General features: G+C 70.2%; 20 protein-coding genes. 6 read left to right on the top strand and 14 right to left on the bottom strand.

Annotated features, from left to right (window positions below; genetic code table 11):
• Positions 1-39: 39 nt before the first annotated feature.
• Positions 40-1,047, top strand: a complete 1,008-nt coding sequence (locus BJ992_RS27285; RefSeq protein ID WP_184985812.1) for a sugar phosphate isomerase/epimerase family protein — start codon at positions 40-42, stop codon at positions 1,045-1,047.
• Between the two features lie 98 nt (positions 1,048-1,145).
• Here the strand turns inward: BJ992_RS27285 and BJ992_RS27280 are convergent, their stop codons facing one another.
• From BJ992_RS27280 to BJ992_RS27270, 3 genes are read right to left on the bottom strand one after another with little or no spacing between them, the layout of a single operon-like run.
• Positions 1,146-2,231 carry a Zn-dependent alcohol dehydrogenase gene (locus BJ992_RS27280; protein WP_184985810.1) on the bottom strand — a complete coding sequence of 362 codons (1,086 nt, stop codon included), beginning with the start codon at positions 2,229-2,231 and terminating at the stop codon, positions 1,146-1,148.
• Between the two features lie 24 nt (positions 2,232-2,255).
• Positions 2,256-2,450, bottom strand: coding sequence for a ferredoxin (locus tag BJ992_RS27275; protein WP_184985808.1), 195 nt, complete (start codon positions 2,448-2,450; stop codon positions 2,256-2,258).
• A 38-nt stretch (positions 2,451-2,488) separates the two neighbouring features.
• Positions 2,489-2,965, bottom strand: coding sequence for a pyridoxamine 5'-phosphate oxidase family protein (locus BJ992_RS27270; protein ID WP_184985806.1), 477 nt, complete (start codon positions 2,963-2,965; stop codon positions 2,489-2,491).
• 146 nt (positions 2,966-3,111) lie between these two features.
• Here BJ992_RS27270 and BJ992_RS27265 point away from each other — a divergent pair, with 146 nt between their 5' ends.
• The gene (locus BJ992_RS27265; RefSeq protein ID WP_184985804.1) at positions 3,112-3,747 is read left to right on the top strand and encodes a class I SAM-dependent methyltransferase; all 636 of its coding nucleotides are present in this window, start codon (positions 3,112-3,114) and stop codon (positions 3,745-3,747) included.
• Here the strand turns inward: BJ992_RS27265 and BJ992_RS27260 are convergent.
• The 3 genes from BJ992_RS27260 to BJ992_RS27250 are packed head-to-tail and all read right to left on the bottom strand — an operon-like array spanning position 3,744 to position 6,816.
• Positions 3,744-4,826: a prenyltransferase gene (locus tag BJ992_RS27260; protein WP_184985802.1), complete on the bottom strand. Its 1,083-nt coding sequence runs from the start codon at positions 4,824-4,826 to the stop codon at positions 3,744-3,746. The two genes, BJ992_RS27265 and BJ992_RS27260, sit on opposite strands and share 4 nt — an antisense overlap.
• Positions 4,823-5,536 (bottom strand): methyltransferase domain-containing protein, encoded by a 714-nt coding sequence (locus BJ992_RS27255; RefSeq protein WP_184985800.1) that lies wholly within the window; start codon positions 5,534-5,536, stop codon positions 4,823-4,825. The genes BJ992_RS27260 and BJ992_RS27255 overlap by 4 nt, the downstream gene beginning before the upstream one ends.
• On the bottom strand, positions 5,530-6,816 hold the full coding sequence (locus BJ992_RS27250) for a glycosyltransferase family 4 protein (protein WP_343072871.1): 1,287 nt from the start codon (positions 6,814-6,816) through the stop codon (positions 5,530-5,532). The genes BJ992_RS27255 and BJ992_RS27250 overlap by 7 nt, the downstream gene beginning before the upstream one ends.
• Positions 6,817-7,126: 310 nt before the next feature.
• Here BJ992_RS27250 and BJ992_RS27245 point away from each other — a divergent pair, with 310 nt between their 5' ends.
• The gene (locus BJ992_RS27245; protein WP_184985798.1) at positions 7,127-8,152 is read left to right on the top strand and encodes a GDP-mannose 4,6-dehydratase; all 1,026 of its coding nucleotides are present in this window, start codon (positions 7,127-7,129) and stop codon (positions 8,150-8,152) included.
• A gap of 307 nt (positions 8,153-8,459) precedes the next feature.
• On the opposite strand, the gene BJ992_RS27240 is transcribed toward BJ992_RS27245, so the two are convergent.
• The 3 genes from BJ992_RS27240 to BJ992_RS27230 all read right to left on the bottom strand — a co-directional run bounded on the left by BJ992_RS27240 (position 8,460) and on the right by BJ992_RS27230 (position 11,356).
• Positions 8,460-9,254, bottom strand: a complete 795-nt coding sequence (locus BJ992_RS27240) for an SAM-dependent methyltransferase (RefSeq protein WP_184985796.1) — start codon at positions 9,252-9,254, stop codon at positions 8,460-8,462.
• 89 nt (positions 9,255-9,343) lie between these two features.
• The gene (locus BJ992_RS27235; protein ID WP_184985794.1) at positions 9,344-10,030 is read right to left on the bottom strand and encodes a maleylpyruvate isomerase family mycothiol-dependent enzyme; all 687 of its coding nucleotides are present in this window, start codon (positions 10,028-10,030) and stop codon (positions 9,344-9,346) included.
• Positions 10,031-10,141: 111 nt separating this feature from the next.
• Positions 10,142-11,356 carry a cytochrome P450 gene (locus tag BJ992_RS27230; RefSeq protein WP_184985792.1) on the bottom strand — a complete coding sequence of 405 codons (1,215 nt, stop codon included), beginning with the start codon at positions 11,354-11,356 and terminating at the stop codon, positions 10,142-10,144.
• 329 nt (positions 11,357-11,685) lie between these two features.
• On the opposite strand from BJ992_RS27230, the gene BJ992_RS27225 reads away from it, so the two are divergent.
• A complete protein-coding gene (locus BJ992_RS27225) occupies positions 11,686-12,660 on the top strand; it encodes an aldo/keto reductase (protein WP_184985790.1) in 975 nt (324 codons plus the stop codon).
• Positions 12,661-12,823: 163 nt separating this feature from the next.
• Positions 12,824-13,426 carry a superoxide dismutase family protein gene (locus tag BJ992_RS27220; protein WP_221475001.1) on the top strand — a complete coding sequence of 201 codons (603 nt, stop codon included), beginning with the start codon at positions 12,824-12,826 and terminating at the stop codon, positions 13,424-13,426.
• A gap of 24 nt (positions 13,427-13,450) precedes the next feature.
• Here BJ992_RS27220 and BJ992_RS27215 read toward each other — a convergent pair whose 3' ends face one another.
• The 3 genes from BJ992_RS27215 to BJ992_RS27205 form a co-directional block, all read right to left on the bottom strand.
• On the bottom strand, positions 13,451-15,163 hold the full coding sequence (locus BJ992_RS27215; RefSeq protein ID WP_246496786.1) for a serine/threonine-protein kinase: 1,713 nt from the start codon (positions 15,161-15,163) through the stop codon (positions 13,451-13,453).
• A 48-nt stretch (positions 15,164-15,211) separates the two neighbouring features.
• Positions 15,212-15,883 (bottom strand): FCD domain-containing protein, encoded by a 672-nt coding sequence (locus BJ992_RS34425; RefSeq protein WP_184985786.1) that lies wholly within the window; start codon positions 15,881-15,883, stop codon positions 15,212-15,214.
• Positions 15,884-15,952: 69 nt separating this feature from the next.
• On the bottom strand, positions 15,953-16,891 hold the full coding sequence (locus BJ992_RS27205) for a TetR/AcrR family transcriptional regulator C-terminal domain-containing protein (RefSeq protein WP_184985784.1): 939 nt from the start codon (positions 16,889-16,891) through the stop codon (positions 15,953-15,955).
• Between the two features lie 172 nt (positions 16,892-17,063).
• Here BJ992_RS27205 and BJ992_RS27200 point away from each other — a divergent pair, with 172 nt between their 5' ends.
• The gene (locus BJ992_RS27200) at positions 17,064-18,290 is read left to right on the top strand and encodes an FAD-dependent monooxygenase (RefSeq protein ID WP_184985782.1); all 1,227 of its coding nucleotides are present in this window, start codon (positions 17,064-17,066) and stop codon (positions 18,288-18,290) included.
• Here the strand turns inward: BJ992_RS27200 and BJ992_RS27195 are convergent.
• Positions 18,254-19,270, bottom strand: coding sequence for an MBL fold metallo-hydrolase (locus BJ992_RS27195; protein WP_184985780.1), 1,017 nt, complete (start codon positions 19,268-19,270; stop codon positions 18,254-18,256). The genes BJ992_RS27200 and BJ992_RS27195 overlap by 37 nt on opposite strands.
• Positions 19,267-20,424: a steroid 3-ketoacyl-CoA thiolase gene (locus tag BJ992_RS27190; protein WP_184985778.1), complete on the bottom strand. Its 1,158-nt coding sequence runs from the start codon at positions 20,422-20,424 to the stop codon at positions 19,267-19,269. The genes BJ992_RS27195 and BJ992_RS27190 overlap by 4 nt, the downstream gene beginning before the upstream one ends.
• Positions 20,425-20,496 lie beyond the last annotated feature (72 nt).

Genomic DNA, 20,496 nt, shown 5'->3' with positions numbered 1-20,496 from the left:
CCGCCGTCCACCACCGACGAGATCCTTAAGGAGCGGACAATGACGCGACCGATCACCCTGTTCACCGGCCAGTGGGCCGACCTGCCGTTCGAGGAGGTGTGCCGCCTGGCAGGGGAGTGGGGATACGACGGACTCGAGCTCGCCTGCTGGGGTGACCACTTCGAGGTCGACAAGGCCCTGGCCGACGACTCCTACATCCCGCGCAAGCTGGAGCTGCTCGAGAAGCACGGCCTGAAGGTCTGGACGATCTCCAACCACCTGGTCGGGCAGGCGGTCTGCGACAACCCGATCGACGAGCGCCACAAGGGCATCCTGCCGTCCCGCATCTGGGGCTCCGGCGACGCCGAGGAGGTGCGGCGCAACGCGGCGGAGGAGATGAAGGACACCGCGCGCGCCGCGGCCAAGCTCGGCGTGAACACCGTGGTGGGCTTCACCGGCTCGTCCATCTGGCACACCGTCGCGATGTTCCCGCCGGTGTCCCCGTCGATGATCGACGCGGGCTACCAGGACTTCGCCGACCGCTGGAACCCGATCCTCGACGTGTACGACGAGGTCGGGGTGCGCTTCGCGCACGAGGTGCACCCGAGCGAGATCGCCTACGACTACCACACCACCGTGCGCACCCTGGAGGCCATCGGGCACCGTCCGGCGTTCGGCCTCAACTGGGACCCCTCGCACATGGTGTGGCAGGAGCTGGACCCCGCCGGGTTCATCCTCGACTTCGCCGACCGGATCTACCACGTGGACTGCAAGGACGCCAAGGTGCGCACCGGCGACGGCCGCCGCGGCCGGCTGTCGTCGCACCTGCCGTGGGCCGACCTGCGCAGGGGCTGGGACTTCGTGTCGACCGGCCGGGGTGACGTGCCGTGGGAGGACTGCTTCCGCGCGCTCAACTCGATCGGCTACGACGGCCCCATCTCGATCGAGTGGGAGGACGCCGGCATGGACCGCCTGTCCGGTGCTCCCGAGGCCCTCGCCTACATCCGCACCCTCAACGCGATCACCCCGCCGACCGCCGCCTTCGACGCGGCGTTCTCCTCGGAGTGAGCGCTCGATGACGACGGCGGCCGCCGGTTCATCCCCGGCGGCCGCCGTTCACCGTCCGGCCGGTCCTCCCTGCTCCGGTGGGCCGGCTGTGGCGTTCCCTAGTCGAAGACCACGATCTGCCGCAGCACCTCGCCGCCGCGCAGCGCCGCCACGGCGTCGTTGAGGTCGCCGAGCCGGATCCGTGAGCTGATCATGCTCTCCAGGTCCAGCTTGCCGGCCTTCCACAGCCCGGCGAACAGCGGGAAGTCGCGGCGCACGTCGCTGTCGCCGTACAGCGAGCCGTGCAGCGTCTTGCCGTCGAACATCAGGTTGAACGCCGACAGCGACACCATGTCGTCCATGGCGCCGGCCCCCACGACGACCACGTCGCCGCCTCTGCGCGTGGCCTGCCAGGCCGCGAGGATGGTCTGCGATCTGCCGACCACCTCGAAGCCGTAGTCGAAGCCCTGGCCGCCGGTGAGCGACGCCACGGCCTCCGTCAGCTGCTCGGGGGTGCAGGCGTCGGTGGCGCCGACCTTCTTGGCGAGCGCGTGCTTGGACGTCAGGGGGTCGACCGCGAGGATCGTGGTGGCGCCGGACAGCCGGGCCCCCTGGATCACCGACAGGCCGACGCCGCCGCAGCCGATCACCACGGCCGTGGCGCCGGGCCGCAGTTTGGCCGTGTTGACCACCGCGCCGACGCCGGTGGTGATGCCGCAGCCGATGAGCGCCGCGACCTCGTACGGCACCTCGGGGTCGATCTTGATGGCCCCCTGCCACGGCACGACGATCTCCTCGGCCCAGGTGCCGCACCCCACCATGCCGAACGCCGGGGTCTCCCCGCCGTACCGGAACCTCGGCAGTGTGAAGCTCTCCATGACGTAGTGCATGCACAGGTACGGCTGGCCGCCGACGCAGCGGTCGCACGCGCCGCACGCCGGCGTCCAGTTGACGACGACGTGGTCGCCGGGAGCGACCGAGGTGACCTGGTCGCCGACCTCGACGACCTCGCCGGCGCCTTCGTGGCCGAGCACCACAGGCAGCGGCATCGGCAGCAGGCCCGTCATCACCGACAGGTCGGAGTGGCAGACCCCGGTCGCCTTGATCTTCACGCGGACGTCCGTGGCACCCACGGGGGCGAGGGTGAAGTCGTCGCGGATGTCGAGCTTGTCATCCCCGACGGCGTGCAGCATCGCGGCTCGCATGAAGGACCTCCTAATGGGGACGTGCTACTCCTCTTCCAGGGAGAGCGCGGCTTTGGGGCAGGAACGGACCGCGTGGCGCACGCGGTCGAGCATCTCCGGCGGCGGCTCGGGGAGCAGCACGTGCAGGTTGTCGTCGTCGTCCACCTCGAAGACCTCCGGCGCGAGGCCCATGCAGACGGCGTTCGCCTCGCACACGTCGTAGTCGACCTTTATCTTCATCTGTGCCCCTCCTGGCGTGGATGCGGATGAAGGTGAGACTAGGCCGTGGCGGGTGCGGTCAGCTTGCGGTGGTCCCAGGAGACCACGCGTGTCGGCTCGACGAGGTAGGCCACCCTCTTGCGGCCGGTGTGCTCGACGTAGCCGCGCAGCTCCTCGGCGGGGTCGTCGTCGGGGAGGCGTGCCATGCGCCGGGTGATCTCCAGGCCGGCGCCGAGCACGCCGGCCGGCGCGTCGACCAGGCGCGCGGTGCCGTAGACGAGCACGCCGCGCAGGTCGAAGTAGTCGTCGCCGGTCTCGACGAGGCAGCTCACCCGGGGGTCGCGGTCGATGTTGCGCCGCTTCTGCGCCTTGCCGTACGTCCAGAAGGCGATGCGGCCGTCGATCAGGCCGTAGAACATCGTCACCAGGTGCGGCGTCCCGTCGGGGTTGACGGTGCCGAGCTGGAGCTTGCGGCACTGTCTGAGGTGGTCGGCCACCTCGTCGTCGCTCATCGCGATGCGGGCACGCTGGTTCACCCAGGAAGTAGAACACGTTCCACCAGGGGTGGCAAGGGCTGCCGGAATATTGTTCGGGACAAATCCGATCTTGCCGGGGGTCCCCGCGAGTGGAGGGACGGCGGACGGGTAGGGTGCTGCCCCGTTGCCGTCCACAGGGGAAAACGATGACTTATCCGACCTTGCCGGCCGAGCTGCGGCACGCGGCCGAACGGGCCAAAGGCTTCATGCCCCCGCCTGAAGGCCTGGCGCTGTTCCAGACCGCGCACACCTACGCCGAGCGCGGGCCCATCTGCGAGATCGGCACCTACTGCGGCAAGTCCGCCGTGTACCTCGGCGCGGCGGCCCGCGAGCACGGCACGGTCGTGTTCACCGTGGACCACCACCGCGGCTCGGAAGAGATCCAGCCCGGCTGGGCCTACCACGACCCGACGCTGATGGACCTGCGGTTCGGCAAGATGGACTCCCTGCCGTTCTTCCGCTCCACCATCGCCGCCGCCGGCCTGGAGGACACCGTCATCGCCGTGGTCGGCCGCTCGGAGGTCGTGGCACGCCACTGGAACACCCCGCTCGCCATGCTGTTCATCGACGGCGCGCATTCGGAGGAGCCGGTCACCCTCGACTACGAGGGCTGGGCCCCGCACGTCATGCCAGGCGGCGCGCTGGTGTTCCACGACATCTACCCCGACCCCGCCGACGGCGGCCAGGGCCCCTACCGCGTCTACCAGCGCGCGCTGGCCACCGGCGAGTACCGCGAGGTCAGGGCCGAAGGGTCGCTGCGGGTGCTTCAGCGCGCCGGCTAGGCGCGGCTCGGCGTGGTGGAGCAGCCGCAGGTGGCCGGGTCGGTGACCGGCAGCGTGTAGGGACCGGCGTCCCTGAACAGCGCCGCGGCCGGTGTGGCGCCGGACAGCGCGTCGGCGGCCAGCACCACGGCGGCCGCCGTGTAGGCCGACTGCTCGTGCGGGAACCACGCGCGGTTGGCGAACTGCCAGCCCGTCCAGTACGAGCCGTCCTCGTGCCGCATGTGCTGCACGTCCCGGAACAACGCGTGCGCGCGCTCGGCGTCCCCGAGCGCGTCCAGCGTCAGCACCAGCTCGCACGACTCCGCGGCCGTCACCCACGGCTGGTCCGACACGCACCGCGCGCCGAGCCCCGGCACCACGAACGTGTCCCAGCGCTCGGCCAGCCGCTCGCGCGCCTGCGCGCCGCGCACCGCGCCGCCGAGCACCGGGTAGTACCAGTCCATCGAGAAGCGGCTCTTGTCGGCGAACGCCTCGGGGTGCGCCGCGAGGACGTGACCGAGCTGTCCGGCCGCGAGTTCCCAGTCCGGCTGCGGCGCGCCGAGGTGCTCGCCGAGCAGCACGCCGCAGCGCATCGCCTGGTAGACGGACGAACAGCCGGTCAGCAGCGCGAACCCGGCCGGCTCACCCGTCGCGGTGCGCTGCCAGATGACCTCGCCGCGCGCCGTCTGCAATCCCACCACGAAATCCATGGCGCGGCGGACGGCGGGCCACATGCGGCGCGCGAAGTCCTCGTCCCCGGTGACCAGCAGCTCGTGCCACACCCCGACCGCGAGGTACGCCGCGTGGTTGCTCTCCCCGGCCGCCTCGGCGGTCCGGCCGCGCACGACCTTGCGCGGCCATGAGCCGTCGGAACGCTGGTGGCGCACCAGCCAGTCGTACCCGGCGCGGACCTCGGCGGTGAGGCCGGCCACCGACATCGCCATCAGGCACTCGACGTGGTTCCACGCGTCCACGTGGCCCTCGGGCCACGGCACACCGCCGTCGTCCTCCTGCACCGCGGCGATGCTGCGCGCGGTGGCGAGGACCTGCTCGGCGGTGATGACCCCCGGTACCGCGGGGAGCCGGCCGCCTGCCGTCATGCCGGCTTCCGAACGTAGATCACCACGCTTTTGCCGATCAACGGGTTCAGCACGGCCTCGGCGACGCGGGTCGCCGCGGGCCGCTTCATGATGTCCCACACCAGCAGCCGGTGGTAGGCCTTGGCGAGCGGATGGTCGTCGTCGTTCACGCCGACCGCGCACTTGATCCACCAGTACGGCGAGTGCAGGCCGTGCGCGTGGTGGTGCGGGCCGACCTCCAGGCCGGTGGCCTTCAACTTGGCGCTCAGCTCGGCGAGCGTGTAGATGCGCACGTGGCCGCCAGGCGCCGTGTGGTACGCCTCCGACAGGGCCCAGCAGATGCGCTCGGGCAGGAAACTCGGCACGGTCACCGCCGCCGTGCCGCCGGGCTTCAGCACCCGGAAGATCTCACGCATCGCCGCCATGTCGTCGGGGATGTGCTCGAGCACCTCCGCCGCGATGACCCGGTCGAACGACGCGTCGGGGAACGGCATCGCGAGCGCGTCCCCCGTCACGGTCTCCGCGGTCGCGCCTTGCGGTACCTCGCCTGCCTTGTCCATGGCGGCGAACATGACGGCCACGCTCTGCAGTTCCGCCGCGTCCTGGTCGAACGCCACCACGTCCGCGCCGCGCCGCAGCACCTCGAACGCGTGCCGTCCGCCGCCGCAGCCGAGGTCCAGCACCCGAAGGCCCGGCCCGACCGTGAGCCTCCCGAAGTCGACCGTCAGCACCTACCGCTCCCCTTTCGCCTCTGGATGGCCTCGCGGTACGCCTCCACGGTCCGCCTGGCCACGACGTTCCAGGTGAACCGCTCCATGACCCGGTCGTAGCCCGCCTTGCCGACCCGCTCGCGTTCCTGCGGCGAGTCGTGCAGGCGGCGCAGCACGCCGGCCAGTTCCTCGGGGTCGCCGGGTGCGACCTGGATCGCGGCGTCGCCGACCACCTCGGGCAGCGCGCCGGTGCGGCTGGCCACGAGCGGGGTGCCGCAGGCCATGTGCTCGACCGCCGGCAGCGAGAAGCCCTCGTACAGCGACGGCACCACGGAGATCTCGGAGGTGGCGATCAGCTCGCCGAGCTCGTCGTCGGAGATGCCGTGCACGAACCGCACCCGGTCGCCGAGCGCCAGCTCGCGCACGAGTTTCTCGGTGGGGCCGCCGGGGGTGGGCCTGCTGACCACGGTCAGGTTGACGTCCCGCTCGGTGGCGAGCTTGGCGACGGCGCGCAGCAGCGTCGCCACCCCCTTCATGGGGGAGTCGGCGCTCGCCACGGCCACGATCGAGCCCTTGCGCTTCGGCAGGTGCGGGCGGGGGTGGAAGTGGCGGGTGTCCACGCCGAGGGGGATGAGCCGCATGTTGCGCTGCGGCACGTTGAAGTCGCGGTGGATGTCGGCGAGGCTCGACTCGCTGACGGTGAGGATCGGGCTGAGGCGCGGCGCCACGATGCTCTGCATGCGCACGAAGCCGTACCAGCGGCGCATGGAGAGCTTCTTGCGCAGCGGCGCGGCGCTCAGCTCGATGCGCCGGTCCACGCTGATCGGGTGGTGGATGGTGCCGACCACGGGGAACAGCTTCTGGATGCCGAGCAGGCCGTAGCCGAGGGTCTGGTTGTCCTGCACCACGTCGAAGTCGCCTTGACGGCGCTTCAGCTCACGCAGGGCCCGCAGGCTGAACGTCAGCGGCTCGGGGAAGCCCGCCGTCCACATGGTGCCGACTTCCAGCAGGTCGATCCAGTCGCGGTACTCCTTGAGGCCCGGCGTGCGGAAGGGGTCCTCGTCGCGGTACAGGTCGAGGCTCGGCACCTTGGTGAGCACGACGCCTTCGTCCAGCTCGGGGTAGGGCTGGCCGGAGAAGACCTCCACGCTGTGGCCGAGCGCGACCAGTTCGCGGCTGAGGTGGCGCAGGTAGACGCCTTGGCCGCCGCAGGTGGGCTTGCTGCGGTACGACAGCAGCGCGACGCGCAAGGGGTGGTCCTGATCAGCGGTGAGGTCATGCCGGTCCTTCGGAACCTCCACGGACACCCCTTCCGGGCTGGTGCTCTCTCGACCTCTAAACAGGGCATGTACCGCAAAAGCCGATCTTAGCTGCGAAGACTACCATCTGGTACTAGACGCCTTCTTTGGTGGGAATCGGGCCTCATCTTTCCCGTACGCCGTGCGAACTGGGACATCATGCCAACCGAACGCTGCTCGGTAGAACTGGTTCTAGGTAGGCTGGGGAGACTCCCCTGGCGCTTGGCGGACCACGTGGCGGTACATTCGGCTCTTAACGTCCAAGTTCGGGCGAAGCCATCATCCCCGGGGCCCCGGAGAACTGGAGGACCTGTTGGCCAGGCGTGCTCTGATCACCGGCATCACCGGGCAGGACGGTTCCTACCTCGCCGAGCACCTGCTGGAACAGGGCTACGAAGTCTGGGGTCTCGTACGCGGCCAGGCCAACCCCAGGGTCTCCCGGGTACGCAGGCAACTGCGGGACGTGCGGCTCGTCCGCGGAGACCTGCTCGACCAGGGGTCCCTCATCTCCGCCGTGGAACGGGTCGCGCCTGACGAGGTCTACAACCTCGGTGCCATCTCGTTCGTGCCGATGTCGTGGGAGCAGGCGGAACTCACCGCCGAGGTCACCGGCATGGGGGTTCTGCGCATGCTGGAGGCCATCAGGGTGTGCTCCGGCATCACCTCGTCCCGCGCCACCGCCTCCGGCCAGATCCGGTTCTACCAGGCGTCGTCGTCGGAGATGTTCGGCCAGGTCCGCGAGACCCCGCAGAACGAACTGACCCCCTTCCACCCGCGCTCGCCGTACGGCGTCGCCAAGGCCTACGGTCACTTCCTCACCCAGAACTACCGCGAGTCGTACGGCATGTTCGCCGTCTCCGGCATCCTGTTCAACCACGAGTCCCCCCGCCGCGGCGCCGAGTTCGTCACCCGCAAGATCACCCTCGGCGTCGCCAGGATCAAACTCGGCCAGGCCACCGAACTGCGCCTCGGCAACCTCGACGCGCGCCGCGACTGGGGCTACGCCGGCGACTACGTCCGCGCCATGCGCATGATGCTCCAAGCCCCCACCCCCGAGGACTACGTCATCGGCACCGGCCGCACCCACTCGGTACGCGAACTCGTCGAAGCCGCCTTCACCGCCGCCGACCTCGACTGGGAACGCCACGTCGTCCTCGACCCCACCCTCCACCGCCCCGCCGAAGTGGACCTCCTCTGCGCCGACCCCAAGAAAGCCAGAACCCAACTCGGCTGGGAACCCTCGGTCCCCTTCGAAGACCTCATAGCCATGATGGTCGACTCCGACATCCACCTCCTCTCCACCGGCACCGACCCCGACCAGGACTCCTCCTGGCCCTGACCCCACCCCGACCCAGAGGCCTCGACCACTCGCCGTCCCATCCCTCTCACCCACCGCCGCGCCGACCCGACCCGGGGCCTTGACCGTTCGCCGTCCCGTTCCTGTCACCCGCCGCCGCGCCGACCCGACCCAGGGGCCTCGACCACTCGCCGTCCCGTTCCTCTCACCCGCCGCCGCGCCGGCCCGACCTGGGGGCCTTGACCGCTCGCCGTCCCGTTCCCTCCACCCGATGTCGTTCGCTTCTTCGGCGCCGACGCGGCGGGACGTGGTACGGCGATTTCGGCGCCTGCTTACGGCGGCGAGCCGGTCAGGGCTTGCGGCCGACCCCCGCGAGCACCCACATCTTGGCGAAGTCCACCGGACGGGTGATCCCGGGCCGCCATTCCGGTGCGGTCACGAGGCCCGGCTCGACCAGCTCGAAATCGCCGAAGAAGCGCATCAGCTCGTCCCGGCTCCGCGCGACCCACGGCGCGCCGGCCCTGGCCGACACCTGCACCAGTTCGGCGGTCTCCTCGGGGTGGGGGTCGGGGGTCACGTGGGACAGGGCCAGATAGCTACCCGGTGCCATGACCTCGCGCAGAAGGTCCACGACCTCGTACGCGCGTTCCTCGTCCCGCACGAAGTGCAGCACGGCGACCAGCAACACCGCCACCGGCTCGCTGAAGTCGATGAAACGGGGAAGGTCGGGGTGCGCGAGGACGTCCTCGACCTTCCTCAGGTCCCCCCGGATGAACGCCACCCCGGGGCTGTCGGCCACCAGCGCGTCCCCGTGCGCCACCACCAGCGGGTCGTAGTCGACGTACACCACCCGCGACCCCTCGGCCGCCACCTGGTGGACGTTCGCCTGCGTCGGCAGCCCGGAGCCGATGTCGAGGAACTGGCGGATCCCCGCCTCCTCCGCGAGGAAACGCACGGCACGGCCGAGGAAGGCACGGTTCTGCCGTGCCATCACCGGCATCTCAGGCGCCATCGCGAACGCCTTCTCCGCCGCGATCCGGTCGACCTCGTAGTTGTCCTTGCCTCCGAGCGCGTAGTCATAGATGCGCGCCGCGCTCGGCGTGTTGGGATCGACCCCGGCGGGAGCCGGACGCAACTCGGACATGACAACAACTCCAAAAGTACGGAACCGGATGATCCGCAGCCTAGAGTCGCAGATGCGGGAAACCGGATGATCCGCAGTCTAGAGCCGCTTCACTCCCGATAGATGTTCATCTCGGGCCCGAACCCCAGCGAGGCCGGATCGGCCCTCCCCGTGGCCGCCATCAGGAAGTCCAGCGCGTCCACCGTCACCACCGGAGTCTCCGGCCCCGGAGCCCCGAACACGAGCTCCTCCGGTTCCCCGTCCATCCCCGTCAGCACGAACCGCGCCGGACCGAACCCCTCCTCATCGAGCCGGCGCGACACGTCGTCCAGGGACGCGCGCAGCCCCGGCCCCCGCTCCGACGGCAGCCCCAGCGCCACCCGTATGTCATCGGTGTGGATGAACAGGTCGTGCCACAGCCGGATCGAGCTCTGTGCCCGGTCCAGCCCCGGCAGCGGCCCCGACGTGTGCCAGAAGGTCGCCTCCCGGCCGTTGAGCAGGCCCACGATCGACTTGGCCGCGGTGCGCAACTGGTCGACCAGTTCCGCGGGCTCGCGGCCACGCAGCGCGGCGGCCTGCTGGTCACCGGAACGGGTCTGGCTGAAACCACCCGCGATGTCCTTGGCGAGCCCGGTGACGTGCCCCGCGATGTCGCGTACCTCCCATCCGGCGCAGCGCGTCGGTGTACGCCACTGCTCCGCGGTGAGACCCTCCACCAAGGAGGCGAAATCCGCGTAGGCGCGATCCACGCCTGCGGCGATCTGCGGCCCTTGTGGGGAGTTCTTCAACAGTTTCATGGCGGGACTATACGAACGCGAAGCTTTGCCTGTATACCTGCCGGTCAACTCCACCGAAGATCACCGTACCCCCACCGGTGAGGTGAGGGCACGGCATGGCTCAGGCGCGGCTCAGAGCTCCACGGGCATCGACTTGATGCCGTTGATGAAGTAGGACCGCAGCCGCTTGGCGTCGCCGGCCGGCCGCAGGCCCGGCATGCGCTGCGCCACCACCTCGAACAGCACCCGCAGCTCCATCTTGGCCAGGTGGTTGCCGAGGCAGAAGTGCGCGCCGCCGCCGCCGAACCCGATGTGCGGGTTCGGGTCGCGGCCGACGTCGAACGAGCCGGGGTCCGAGAACACCGACTCGTCACGGTTGGCCGAGGAGTAGAAGACGACGACCTTGTCGTTCTCCTTGATCTCTTTGCCGCCGAGCACGGTGTCGCGGGTGGCGGTGCGCCGGAACAGGTTGACCGGGGAGACCCAGCGGACGATCTCGTCGGCGGCGGTGCCGGCCAGCGAGGGGTCCTTCACCAGGCGCTCCCACTGCTCGGGGTGCTCGAACAGCGCCAGCATGCCGCCGGACGCGGCGTTGCGCGTCGTCTCGTTGCCTGCCACGACGAGCAGCAGGACGAACAGGTCGAACTCCTCGACCGACAGCGTCTCGCCGTTCTCCGCCGGCTGGAGCAGCTTGGTGACGATGTCGGGCTGGGGGTTCTCCCGCCGCTTCTCGGCCAGCTCGTTGGCGTAGGCGTAGACCTCCATCGCGGCCTGCTGGCCGTCGTCGGGTGCGCTCGCGTACTCGGGGTCCTGCGCGCCGATCATACGGTTGGACCACTCGAAGATCTTGTTGCGGTCCTCGACGGGAGCGCCGAGCAGCTCGCAGATCACGTACAGGGGGAGCGGCGCGGCCACGTCGGTGACGAAGTCGATGTCGCCTTTGGCGAGCGCGTCGTCCATCAGGCTGTGGCAGATCTCCCTTATGTGATCCTCCAGCAGGCCGATCTGCCTAGGCGTGAAACCGCGGTTCACCAGGGAACGGCGCCGCGTGTGCTCCGGCGGGTCCTGGTTCAGCATCATCATCCGCTGGAGGAGGAGCTGCTCCTCGGGCATCTCGTCGAACAGCGCGAGCCTGCGGCTGGAGGAGAACAACTCGGAGTCGCGCGACACCCGCACGACGTCCTCGTGCCGTGTGACGGCCCAGAAGCCCGGCCAGCCCTCCTCGGCCCCCTTCTCGTGCCAGAACACGGCGTCGTTGGCGCGCAGCCATGCGAACTGGTCGTGCGGAGCGCCGTCACGCGCGTAGACATCCTGGTCGACGAGGTCGATATCCGTGCTGATATCCATGAGGCCACCTGAGGTTCTGGCCGGAACGCCGGCAAGGCATACGTTACTGAAACGTGTTCTATTACGCTCACGGGGAGCGGTCAAGCCGTGCGACCTGCCGCCGGACACGCTCAGTGACGCCGCGAGTCTGTCCTGTATGTGTGTGACAGGTCAAGGGTCCGATGAATCAACGATCGGCCCGCCAGGCCTTCTTGACGGACGTGTTCGGTTACGCGATCGTCTGCTCAAAATATCCGATGAATCTCGGGCAAGTCACACGAAGGCATTACGAGCCGGGTCCGGCCCGTCTGACCGCAGGACTACCCCGACGACCGTGAAGGAGTCATGACGTGCAGGACGTCATCGTGGGCCGGGGTGCGCGAGTGACCCGGCTCGGCGTAGGTACGGCCCCTCTCGGCAACCTGTTCACCGCGGTCACCGACGACCAGGCCGCCGCCACCGTGACCGCCGCCTGGGAGGCCGGTGTCAGGTACTTCGACACGGCTCCCCACTACGGCCTCGGCCTGTCCGAACGCCGTCTCGGCGCGGCCCTGCGCCAGTGGCCGAGAGGCTTCTACACCGTGTCCACCAAGGTCGGCCGCCTCCTGGACCCCACGGAGGAGACAGGCAAGGACGACGAGGGTTTCGACGTCCCGAGAACCCACCGCCGCGTCTGGGACTTCTCCCGCGACGGCGTACGCCGCTCGCTGGAGAGCAGCCTGAAACGCCTCGGCCTCGACCACGTGGACATCGTCCTGCTCCACGACCCCGACGACCACTGGCGCCAGGCCGTGACCGAGGCCTACCCGGCCCTGGCCGAACTCCGATCCCAAGGAGTCGTGAAGGCCATCGGCGTAGGCATGAACCAATGGCAGATGCCGGCCCGCTTCGTCGAGGAGACCGACCTCGACGTCATCCTCCTGGCCGGCCGCCACACCCTCCTCGACCGCTCAGGCACCCCCCTGCTCGACCTCTGCCGCACCCGCGGCGTCCCCGTGATCGCCGCCGGCGTCTTCAACAGCGGCCTCCTCGCCACCCACGACGCCACCGGCACCTACGACTACGCACCACCCCCCGAGGCCGTGAGAACCCGCGTCCGCCACCTGACGACCCTCTGCGACCACCACGGCGTCACCCTCCCGCAGGCCGCTCTCGCCTACCCCTTGCGCCACCCCGCCGTGGTCTCCGTCCTGGTCGGCGTCCGCAGCCCCGAGGAGATCAAGGCCAACGCCACCCTGGCCGCCACCCCCGTCCCCGAATCGCTGTGGCACGACCTTCAGGCTCAGGACTTCTCGCTGAATGACGAGAAACCGCGGCGACGGTAAAAAATCATCCCATCAGGAATATGTTTCTCTGACGGTGTCCATCGCGTCATCTCACAGCCCCGTCGCATGATTCGGCTGGCGGTCTTTCCGGTGTCGTGATTGCCTGTGCCTGGCGGAACTTTCACATTGGATATCTCTGTCATATCCAGTTATTCGGGCATATGTGAGTTCAGTTGGACGGCTGATCGAAGGAGAGACGATCATGGCGGTGCGCGAAGGCGTCGTGGCCCTACTGGTCCCTCTGGGCCTGCTCACCACCCCGGCCACGGCGCCGGCGGACGAGCGCGGCATGGCGCTGGCGGTGGGCCGGTTCGAGCCGTACGCGCAGGGCCGGGACGCGATCACGTACGACCGGAAACTCGTGCCGGCCGGCGCGGTGGCGGCGGTGAGTTACATGCCGGTGGGGGACGGCCGCACGCAGGTGATGCTGCGGACACGGGGGCTGCTGGCCAACCACAAATACGGAGCGCACGCGCACGTCAATACGTGCGGGGCCAAGGCGGACGACGCGGGCCCCCACTACCAGAACATGAAGGACCCGAAGACGCCGTCGACCGACCCGAAATACGCCAATCCTCAGAACGAGGTCTGGCTGGACTTCACCACCGACGCCAAGGGGAACGGCCTCGCCACGTCGGCGGTGGCGTGGCGCTTCACCGACCGTCAGGCGAAGTCGGTGGTGCTCCACGCCGAGCACACCCACACCGACGCCGGCCACGCGGGCCAGGCCGGCCCTCGGCTGGCGTGCCTCAACGTCGACTTCTGACCGGCTCCTGGGACACCGCCGGGTTCAGGGGATCCGGACGGCCGTTCCCGAGTAGCGCGGCGTCGATTCGCCCTGGCGGACCACCTGGAAGGTGAGCGTGGCCGGGCCCGTGGCGGTCAAGGTGAGCGTGCCGGAGTAGCACGGGGTGCCGCTCACCAGGGTCAGGCGGTAGGTCGTGGCCGTGGTGGCCGTCAGCGTCCCTGTGCAGTGCAGGTCGAGACCCCAGCGCATGGCGCCGCGGGTACCGGACGGCAGGTCGATCTGCACGGGGAAGACCTGCCGTGCGGAGGGGTGCGCGGCGGTGCCGGTCCACCTGCCGGCGAACGGACCGGCGTCCTGGCCGGTCAGGTGGCCGGTCAGGCCGAGCCACAGCGCGACACCCGCCGTACCGGCGAGCAGCAGACCGAGCAAGGCGGCACGCACCACACGGCGACGACGACCACCGGACAGGACGCCGTCGCGCGGACCGCGAGACGCCGCGCCGTCGCGCGGATGGCTGGATTCCAGGTCGTCACGCGGACGGTGGGACGCCAGATCGTCGCGCGGACCACGAGACGCCGGACTGTCGCGCGGACGGCGGGACGCCACGCCGTCACGCCGCGGGCCGGAGGTCGTGGGCCGGGTGCGCGCGCCGCCGTACAGATCATCCGGTCCGCCGGGTCCGTCGGCGTCCAGGCGGAAGGTCAGCGTCGGCGGGTCCTCCTCGTCGGCCTGCCGGTCGAACGGCAAGGTGGCCGCCTCCCTCACCTCCGGGATGTCCGGGACGTCGGAGGCCTGTGGCGCGCGGGCTTGCGGTGCCGCGCCTGCCTGTGGCGTACGCGCCGCCAGCGACGCGCCTGCCTCCAGGACCTCGCCGTCAGGCAGTTCCAGGTCCGCCGTCGGCCGGTCGTCCGGCGGCCTCCCCGCCGGAGCCGGCTCCGGCGCCGAGGCGGAGCGGCGCGCGATGAGGTAGCGCAGAACCTCCTCGGCGGTGGGCCGGTCGTCGGGGTCCGGCCGCAGGCACTCCTCGACGAGCGCACGCAGCGGCCCGGACAACGGGTCGAGATCCGGCTCACCGAACAGGATGCGTCCGAACACCGCTTCCAGGGTGTCCGCCGCGTACGCGTGCCTGCCGCTCGCCGTGAACGCCACCGTGAGGGCCCACCCGAACATGTCGGCCGCCGACCCCGCGCGCTCCCCTCTGAGCGCCTCGGGAGAGATGTACGCCGGCGTGCCGACCGCCAGCCGTCCCGTAGTGGTCGCCGTGTCCATGAGCCGCGAGATCCCGAAGTCGATGACCCGCGGTCCGTCCATCCCGAGCAGCACGTTCCCCGGCTTGAAATCCCGGTGCACCACCCCGGCCCCGTGGATCGCCGCGAGCGCCGTCGCCGTCCCCACCGCGATCCGCTCCATGGCCCCACCGCTACGCGGCCCCTCGTTCGTCACATGCCGCTGCAGTGACACCCCTTCGACATACTCACTGACGATGTACGGCCGATCCCCATAAAGATCCGCGTCCAGCACCTGCGCCGTACAGAACGGCGCCACCCGCCGCACCGCCTCGACCTCCCCCGCGAACCGCCGCCGAGCCCTCTCGTCGTCCAGCCGAGCCCGCATCAACTTGACCGCGACCCGCGACCCACCACTCTCCACCCCGAGAAAAACCGTCCCCTGCCCCCCTTCCCCAAGTCGCCCTACCAACCGATACCCACCCAGCCGCTCAGGATCATCCCCAGAAAGCGGCTCAACCTCCGACATGTGCCATGCCTACCACGCCACCCGCTGTCGCGTGACTTGTCGCGCGGGTCACAGGGCCCGGCGGAGCCATTCCTCGACGCCGGAGATGTGGACGGTGGCCCAGCTTCTGGCTATTTCCGGCTGGTGGGAGGCGATGGCCTCGTAGATGGCGAGGTGTTGTTCCTGGGTTTTGAGGTTGGCGCCTTCCTGGGTGAGTCCGCGCCAGACGCGGGCCCTGGTGGTGGGGGCGGAGAGGCTTTCGATCAGGGAGGCGAGGACGGTGTTGCCGGAGCCCACGGCGATGCGCTGGTGGAACTCGAGGTCGTTGGCGACCATTTCTTCGACGGTCGGGTTGTCGGGGACGGCGTCGAGGATGGCTTTGAGGTCGTCGATGTCCTCGGGGGTCATGATGGTGGCGGCCATGGCGGTGGCGGCGGGTTCGAGGATGCGGCGGACCTGGAAGAACTCCAGGACGGTGTCGTCGCGGTGGAAGTCGACGACGAAGGACAGCGCGTCGAGCAGGAGGCGGGGTTCGAGGCTCGTCACGTAGGTGCCGTCGCCTTGGCGGACGTCGAGCACGTTGATCAGGGAGAGGGCCCGGACGGCCTCACGCAGGGAGTTGCGGGACAGGCCGAGGCGTTCGGCGAGGTCGGCCTCCTTGGGGAGCCGGGCCCCGGGGGCCAGCTCGCCGGAGACGATCATCCCTTTGATCTTGTCGATCGCGGCGTCTGTTACCGCCACCTGTACATCACCTCATGTGTTACGTCGGACGTCACGGATCGGACATCCGACGTCTCAGAGTGTAGGGGATCAACGAGGCGGGGGTGCGACTCGTTCCGCGTGCGGACGGCTCTGGAGGACCTGAAGGCCGTCGAGGAGACGTGCCAGGCCGAACTCGAAGAGTTTGTCCAGGTCGAACTCGACGTCGCTCCGCATGAACGACGCCAGGGCTCCGGTTCCGTCGATCCCCGCGAACTCGTCCTCGTGCGACTCCATCCATTCGTCGTTGGTCAGGCCGGTCTCGCGTTCCGCCTCCGCCTCGGGTTCCAGCGCGGTGGCGAGGCCCCGGACGTAGCTGAACAGCATCACGTGCACGTACAGGCGATGCTCGGGGTCGAGGTCGGTGCCGTCGAACGCCGTCAGCCCCCACTCGGCGTACTGGAGCGCGTTGGGGGCGAGTTGGGGCCGGGTCAGGGACATGGCGGGGGCCAGCCAGGGGTGGCGGTGGAAGAGGCGCCACAGCATGCGGGTGCTGAGTTCGAGCCGTGCGCGCCAGCCGTCCGGCCGGGTGGCGGGGAAGGTCTCCTCGCCGAGCGCGGTGTCGATCATGAGGAGGACGAGGTCGTCCTTGCTCGGGACGTGCCGGTACAGCGACATCGTGGCGACGCCGAGCGCGTTGGCGACGCGCCGCATGGACAGCTCCGCCATGCCTTCGACGTCGGCGAGCGCGATGGCGGCGCGGACGACGCGGTCGCGGGTGAGGTCGGCGGTGTCGCGACCGGAGGCCGGTCTGGCGGGACGGGGGAGGGGGGAGCCCGCGACCACGGTGCCGACCCCGGGCCGGACGGTGGTGAGGCCGTCCTGGCGCAGGACGGTGAGGACCTTCATGGCGGTGGCGATCGCGACACCCCACTCTCGGGTGATGTGGCGCGCCGAGGGGACGCGGTCGCCGGGACGCAGCTCGCCTGAGGTGATGCGCCGGCGGAGGTCGTCGGCGATGCGCAGGTAAGGCGGAGCGGGGTCGGTCATGCGTCCTCCTGGGGTCCATGTACTAGTACACCAGAGGCGGCGACACGGTGCGACCCGCACGGTGTACTAGTACACAATCGAGCCATCAAGCTTGTACTTGCCGGTGTTTCCCAAGGACTGTAGCGTGTACGTAATTATCTGCGTACGCTGTACATAAATGTGGAGGTGTTCCATGGAAGCGACGAGTGTGCTCATCTCAGGCGCCGGCATCGCCGGGCCCGCGCTGGCCCACTGGCTGAGCCGGCACGGCTTCGTGGTGACGGTCGTGGAGCGCGCGTCCGGGGTGCGGCCGGGAGGGCACGCGGTCGACCTGCGCGGGGTCGCGCGTGACGTGGCCGAGCGGATGGGGATCATGCCGGAGGTGCGGCGGCACCAGGCGGACGAACGCGGCTTCGCCTTCGTGGACGGCCGGGGCCGCCGCACCGCGTCGATGCCGGTGGACGCGTTCGGTGGCGAGGGCATCGTGGCCGACATCGAGATCATGCGCGGTGACCTCGCGCGCATCCTGTACGACGCCACACGCGGCTACGTCGAGTACGTCTTCGGCGACCGCGTCACCATGCTCGCGCAACGTGCCGACGGGGTGGATGTGGTGTTCGCCGGCGGGTCCAGGCGCCGGTTCGACATCGTGGTCGGCGCGGACGGCGTGCACTCGGCGGTGCGCGGGCTCGCCTTCGGGCCGGACTCCGAGTACGTGCGTCACCTCGGTGCGTACACGGCGTACTTCACCGTGCGGGACCCGGGTGACCTGGACAACTGGTTCCTGATGTACAACGCTCCCGGCGGCCTGGTGGCGGGCCTGCGGCCCGAGCGCGGCGGCACGGCGAAGGCCTCGCTCACCTTCACCTCGCCGCCGCTCGCCTACGACCGGCAGGACGTGAGCCGGCAACGGGACATCGTGGCCAGGAAGCTGGCAGGCGCCGGCTGGCGGGTCCCCGAGATCCTCCGGCAGTTGCCGGACGCGCCGGACTTCTACTTCGACGAGGTCAGCCAGGTGCACGTGGACCGCTGGTGGCGTGGCCGGGTCACGCTGGTGGGGGACGCCGGCTACTGCGGCTCACCGCTCGCGGGCCTCGGCACCAGCATGTCGCTGGTCGGCGCCTACGTCCTCGCGGGTGAGCTGGCGGCCACGCCGGACGACCACGAGGCCGCGTTCGCGCGCTACCAGGACGAGATGCGCGACTACGTCGCCGCCTGCGTCCAGTTGCCACCCGGCGGTGTCAGCGGCTTCGCTCCCCGGTCACGGTTCATGATCTCACTGCGCGCGTTCTCGATGCGCATGATGACCCGCTGGCCGATGAAGCGCGTCATGGCCGCGCAGTTCGGCAAGGCCGACGCCATCGTGCTGAAGGAGTACGCCGCTCACGGCGCGGAGAACCGCACCGGCTCACCGGGGTGACGCAGCGCCTGGCCGCGCGTCTCCAGCGTGCGCAGGTGCGCGGCGGCCTCCCCGGCGGCCATGCCGCGCTGTATGGGGTACAGGTCGGCCCAGGGACGGTTCCACGTCATCTTCTCGGCGATCTGCCAGATGGAGTACGCGTCGGGGGCCAGATCGGTGAGGAGTGCCGCCAGGGAGTCGAGCTTCTCCTCGTGGTGCGCGCGGATGTCGGCGGCGCGGGCCGCGACCCCCTTGAAGGTCCACTCGTGCGCGGGGAGCGCCTCTGTGGTGGTGAAGGTGGCGAGGCGGTCCAGTGAGCCGAGGAAGTCGGTCAGCGGGTCGGTGTCGGCGCGGTCGTACGGATAGATGCCGACATGTGGGGTGATGCCAGGCAACACGTGGTCGCCGGTGAACAGCCGGTCGGCGTCCTCCAGGTGAAGGCAGAGATGACCGGGGGTGTGGCCGGGGGTCCACACGGTGCGCAGCGCGCGGCCGGGGAGGTCGATCAGTTCGCCGTCGCGCAGCTCGATGTCGGGCTGCGCCGGCGGGATGGGACGCTCGGCGTTGACCATGGCGTCGGCGTCGGCACCCGCGCCGGCCCTGCGCATCATCTCGACCTGCAGCGTGCGGCCGGAGTCGCCGGCGAGCTCACGGTACAGGCGTACCAGGGCCGCGTCGGCCTCGTGCATGGCGATCCAGCCGCCGCACTCCTCACGCACCCGGCCGGCGAGGCCCGCGTGGTCGGGGTGGTAGTGCGTCACGACGACACCGCGCAGGTCGCTCACCCGCACCCCGACGGCCGACAGGCCGTCACGCAGCGCCGTCCAGGCGTCCTCGTGGTTCCAGCCCGCGTCGATCAGCACGATGCCGCCGGGGGACTCGACGGCGTACACCAGCGTGTACCCGAGCGGGTTGCCGGGGATCGGCACCGGCACGCTCCACACGCCACCGCCGTGGCCGGTGGGACGCTGGTCGCTGTAGGGCCTGCGGCGGGTCTTCACGCGCGCTCGAGCACGGTCGCGGTGGCGAGCGCGCCACCGGCGCACATGGTGACCAGGGCCGTGGCGGAGCCCGACCTCTCCAGCTCGTGCAGTGCCGTGGTGACCAGCCTGGCGCCGGTGGCCCCGACCGGGTGGCCGAGCGCGATGGCGCCGCCGTTGACGTTGACCCGGTCGAAGTCCGGCTCGTGCACCGAGCCCCACGACAGGACGATCGACGCGAACGCCTCGTTCACCTCGAACAGGTCGATGTCGCTGATCTTCATGCCGGTCGAGCCCAGCACCTTGGCCGTCGCGTCCACCGGCCCGTCCAGGTGGTAGTACGGCTCGGACCCCACCAGCGCCTGTCCGAGTATGCGGGCCCGTGGCCGCAGCCCGTGCCTCGCCGCGGCCGGCTCGCTCATCAGCAGAACAGCGGCGGCGCCGTCGGAGATCTGCGACGAGGTGCCTGCCGTGTGCAGGGCCTCCGGACCGAGAACCGGTTTCAACGCGCTCAGCCCCTCGACCGTGGTCTCCCGCAGCCCCTGGTCGCGCAGCACGGTGCGCGACGCACCGGTCGGCCCTTCCGGCCCGAGCACGGGTGCGTTGATCGGGACGACCTCACGGTCGAACCGGCCCTGTGTCCACGCCTGCGCGGCGAGCCGCTGCGAGCGGGCCCCGAAGGCGTCCAGCCGTTCCCGGGTGAGTCCCCGCCGCCGCGCGATCCGCTCCGCGGCGGTGAACTGGTCAGGCAGGTCGATGTCCCAGTCGTCGGGACGCGGGTCGGCGGGGAGCACGTTGCTGCCGAGCGGCTGCCGGCTCATCACCTCGACCCCGCAGGCGATGCCGGCCTCGATGACCCCGGCCTGGATCAGCGCCGCCACCAGGTGCACGGCCTGCTGGGACGACCCGCACTGCGCGTCCACCGTGGTGACCCCGGTCTGGTGCGGCAGCCCCGCGTACAGCCAGGCGTACCGTCCGACGTGGCCACCCTGCTCGCCTGCCTGCGTGACGCACCCGGCGAAGACCTGCTCGACCGCGGACGGGTCGAGGCCCGACCGGGTGATCACACCGCTCATGGCCGCCGCGAGCAGTGCCTGCGGCTTGACCCCTGCGAGCACGCCGCCCCGTTTGCCGATCGGAGTGCGGACCGCCTCGACGATCACCGGTGCTCCCATGCGGCTCCCTCCACGGGTCGAACATTGTTCCGGACCGAACAGTAACGGGTTACAGTTCGAGCGGGAACCTCG

The organism is Sphaerisporangium rubeum (assembly GCF_014207705.1).
Lineage (GTDB): Bacteria > Actinomycetota > Actinomycetes > Streptosporangiales > Streptosporangiaceae > Sphaerisporangium > Sphaerisporangium rubeum.
The sequence above is the reverse complement of the archived record's forward strand: the minus strand, read 5'-3'. Positions and strand labels throughout refer to the sequence as shown.

Excerpts from the sequence above, each read along its gene's own strand:
- BJ992_RS27190 (WP_184985778.1), bottom strand. The coding sequence starts at position 20,424 with ATGGGAGCACCGGTGATCGTCGAGGCGGTCCGCACTCCGATCGGCAAA.
- BJ992_RS27260 (WP_184985802.1), bottom strand. The coding sequence starts at position 4,826 with ATGACGGCAGGCGGCCGGCTCCCCGCGGTACCGGGGGTCATCACCGCC.
- BJ992_RS27280 (WP_184985810.1), bottom strand. The coding sequence starts at position 2,231 with ATGCGAGCCGCGATGCTGCACGCCGTCGGGGATGACAAGCTCGACATC.
- BJ992_RS27240 (WP_184985796.1), bottom strand. The coding sequence starts at position 9,254 with ATGTCCGAGTTGCGTCCGGCTCCCGCCGGGGTCGATCCCAACACGCCG.
- BJ992_RS27200 (WP_184985782.1), top strand. The coding sequence starts at position 17,064 with ATGGAAGCGACGAGTGTGCTCATCTCAGGCGCCGGCATCGCCGGGCCC.
- BJ992_RS27215 (WP_246496786.1), bottom strand. The coding sequence starts at position 15,163 with ATGTCGGAGGTTGAGCCGCTTTCTGGGGATGATCCTGAGCGGCTGGGT.
- BJ992_RS27235 (WP_184985794.1), bottom strand. The coding sequence starts at position 10,030 with ATGAAACTGTTGAAGAACTCCCCACAAGGGCCGCAGATCGCCGCAGGC.
- BJ992_RS27275 (WP_184985808.1), bottom strand. The coding sequence starts at position 2,450 with ATGAAGATAAAGGTCGACTACGACGTGTGCGAGGCGAACGCCGTCTGC.
- BJ992_RS27265 (WP_184985804.1), top strand. The coding sequence starts at position 3,112 with ATGACTTATCCGACCTTGCCGGCCGAGCTGCGGCACGCGGCCGAACGG.
- BJ992_RS27230 (WP_184985792.1), bottom strand. The coding sequence starts at position 11,356 with ATGGATATCAGCACGGATATCGACCTCGTCGACCAGGATGTCTACGCG.
- BJ992_RS27205 (WP_184985784.1), bottom strand. The coding sequence starts at position 16,891 with ATGACCGACCCCGCTCCGCCTTACCTGCGCATCGCCGACGACCTCCGC.
- BJ992_RS27285 (WP_184985812.1), top strand. The coding sequence starts at position 40 with ATGACGCGACCGATCACCCTGTTCACCGGCCAGTGGGCCGACCTGCCG.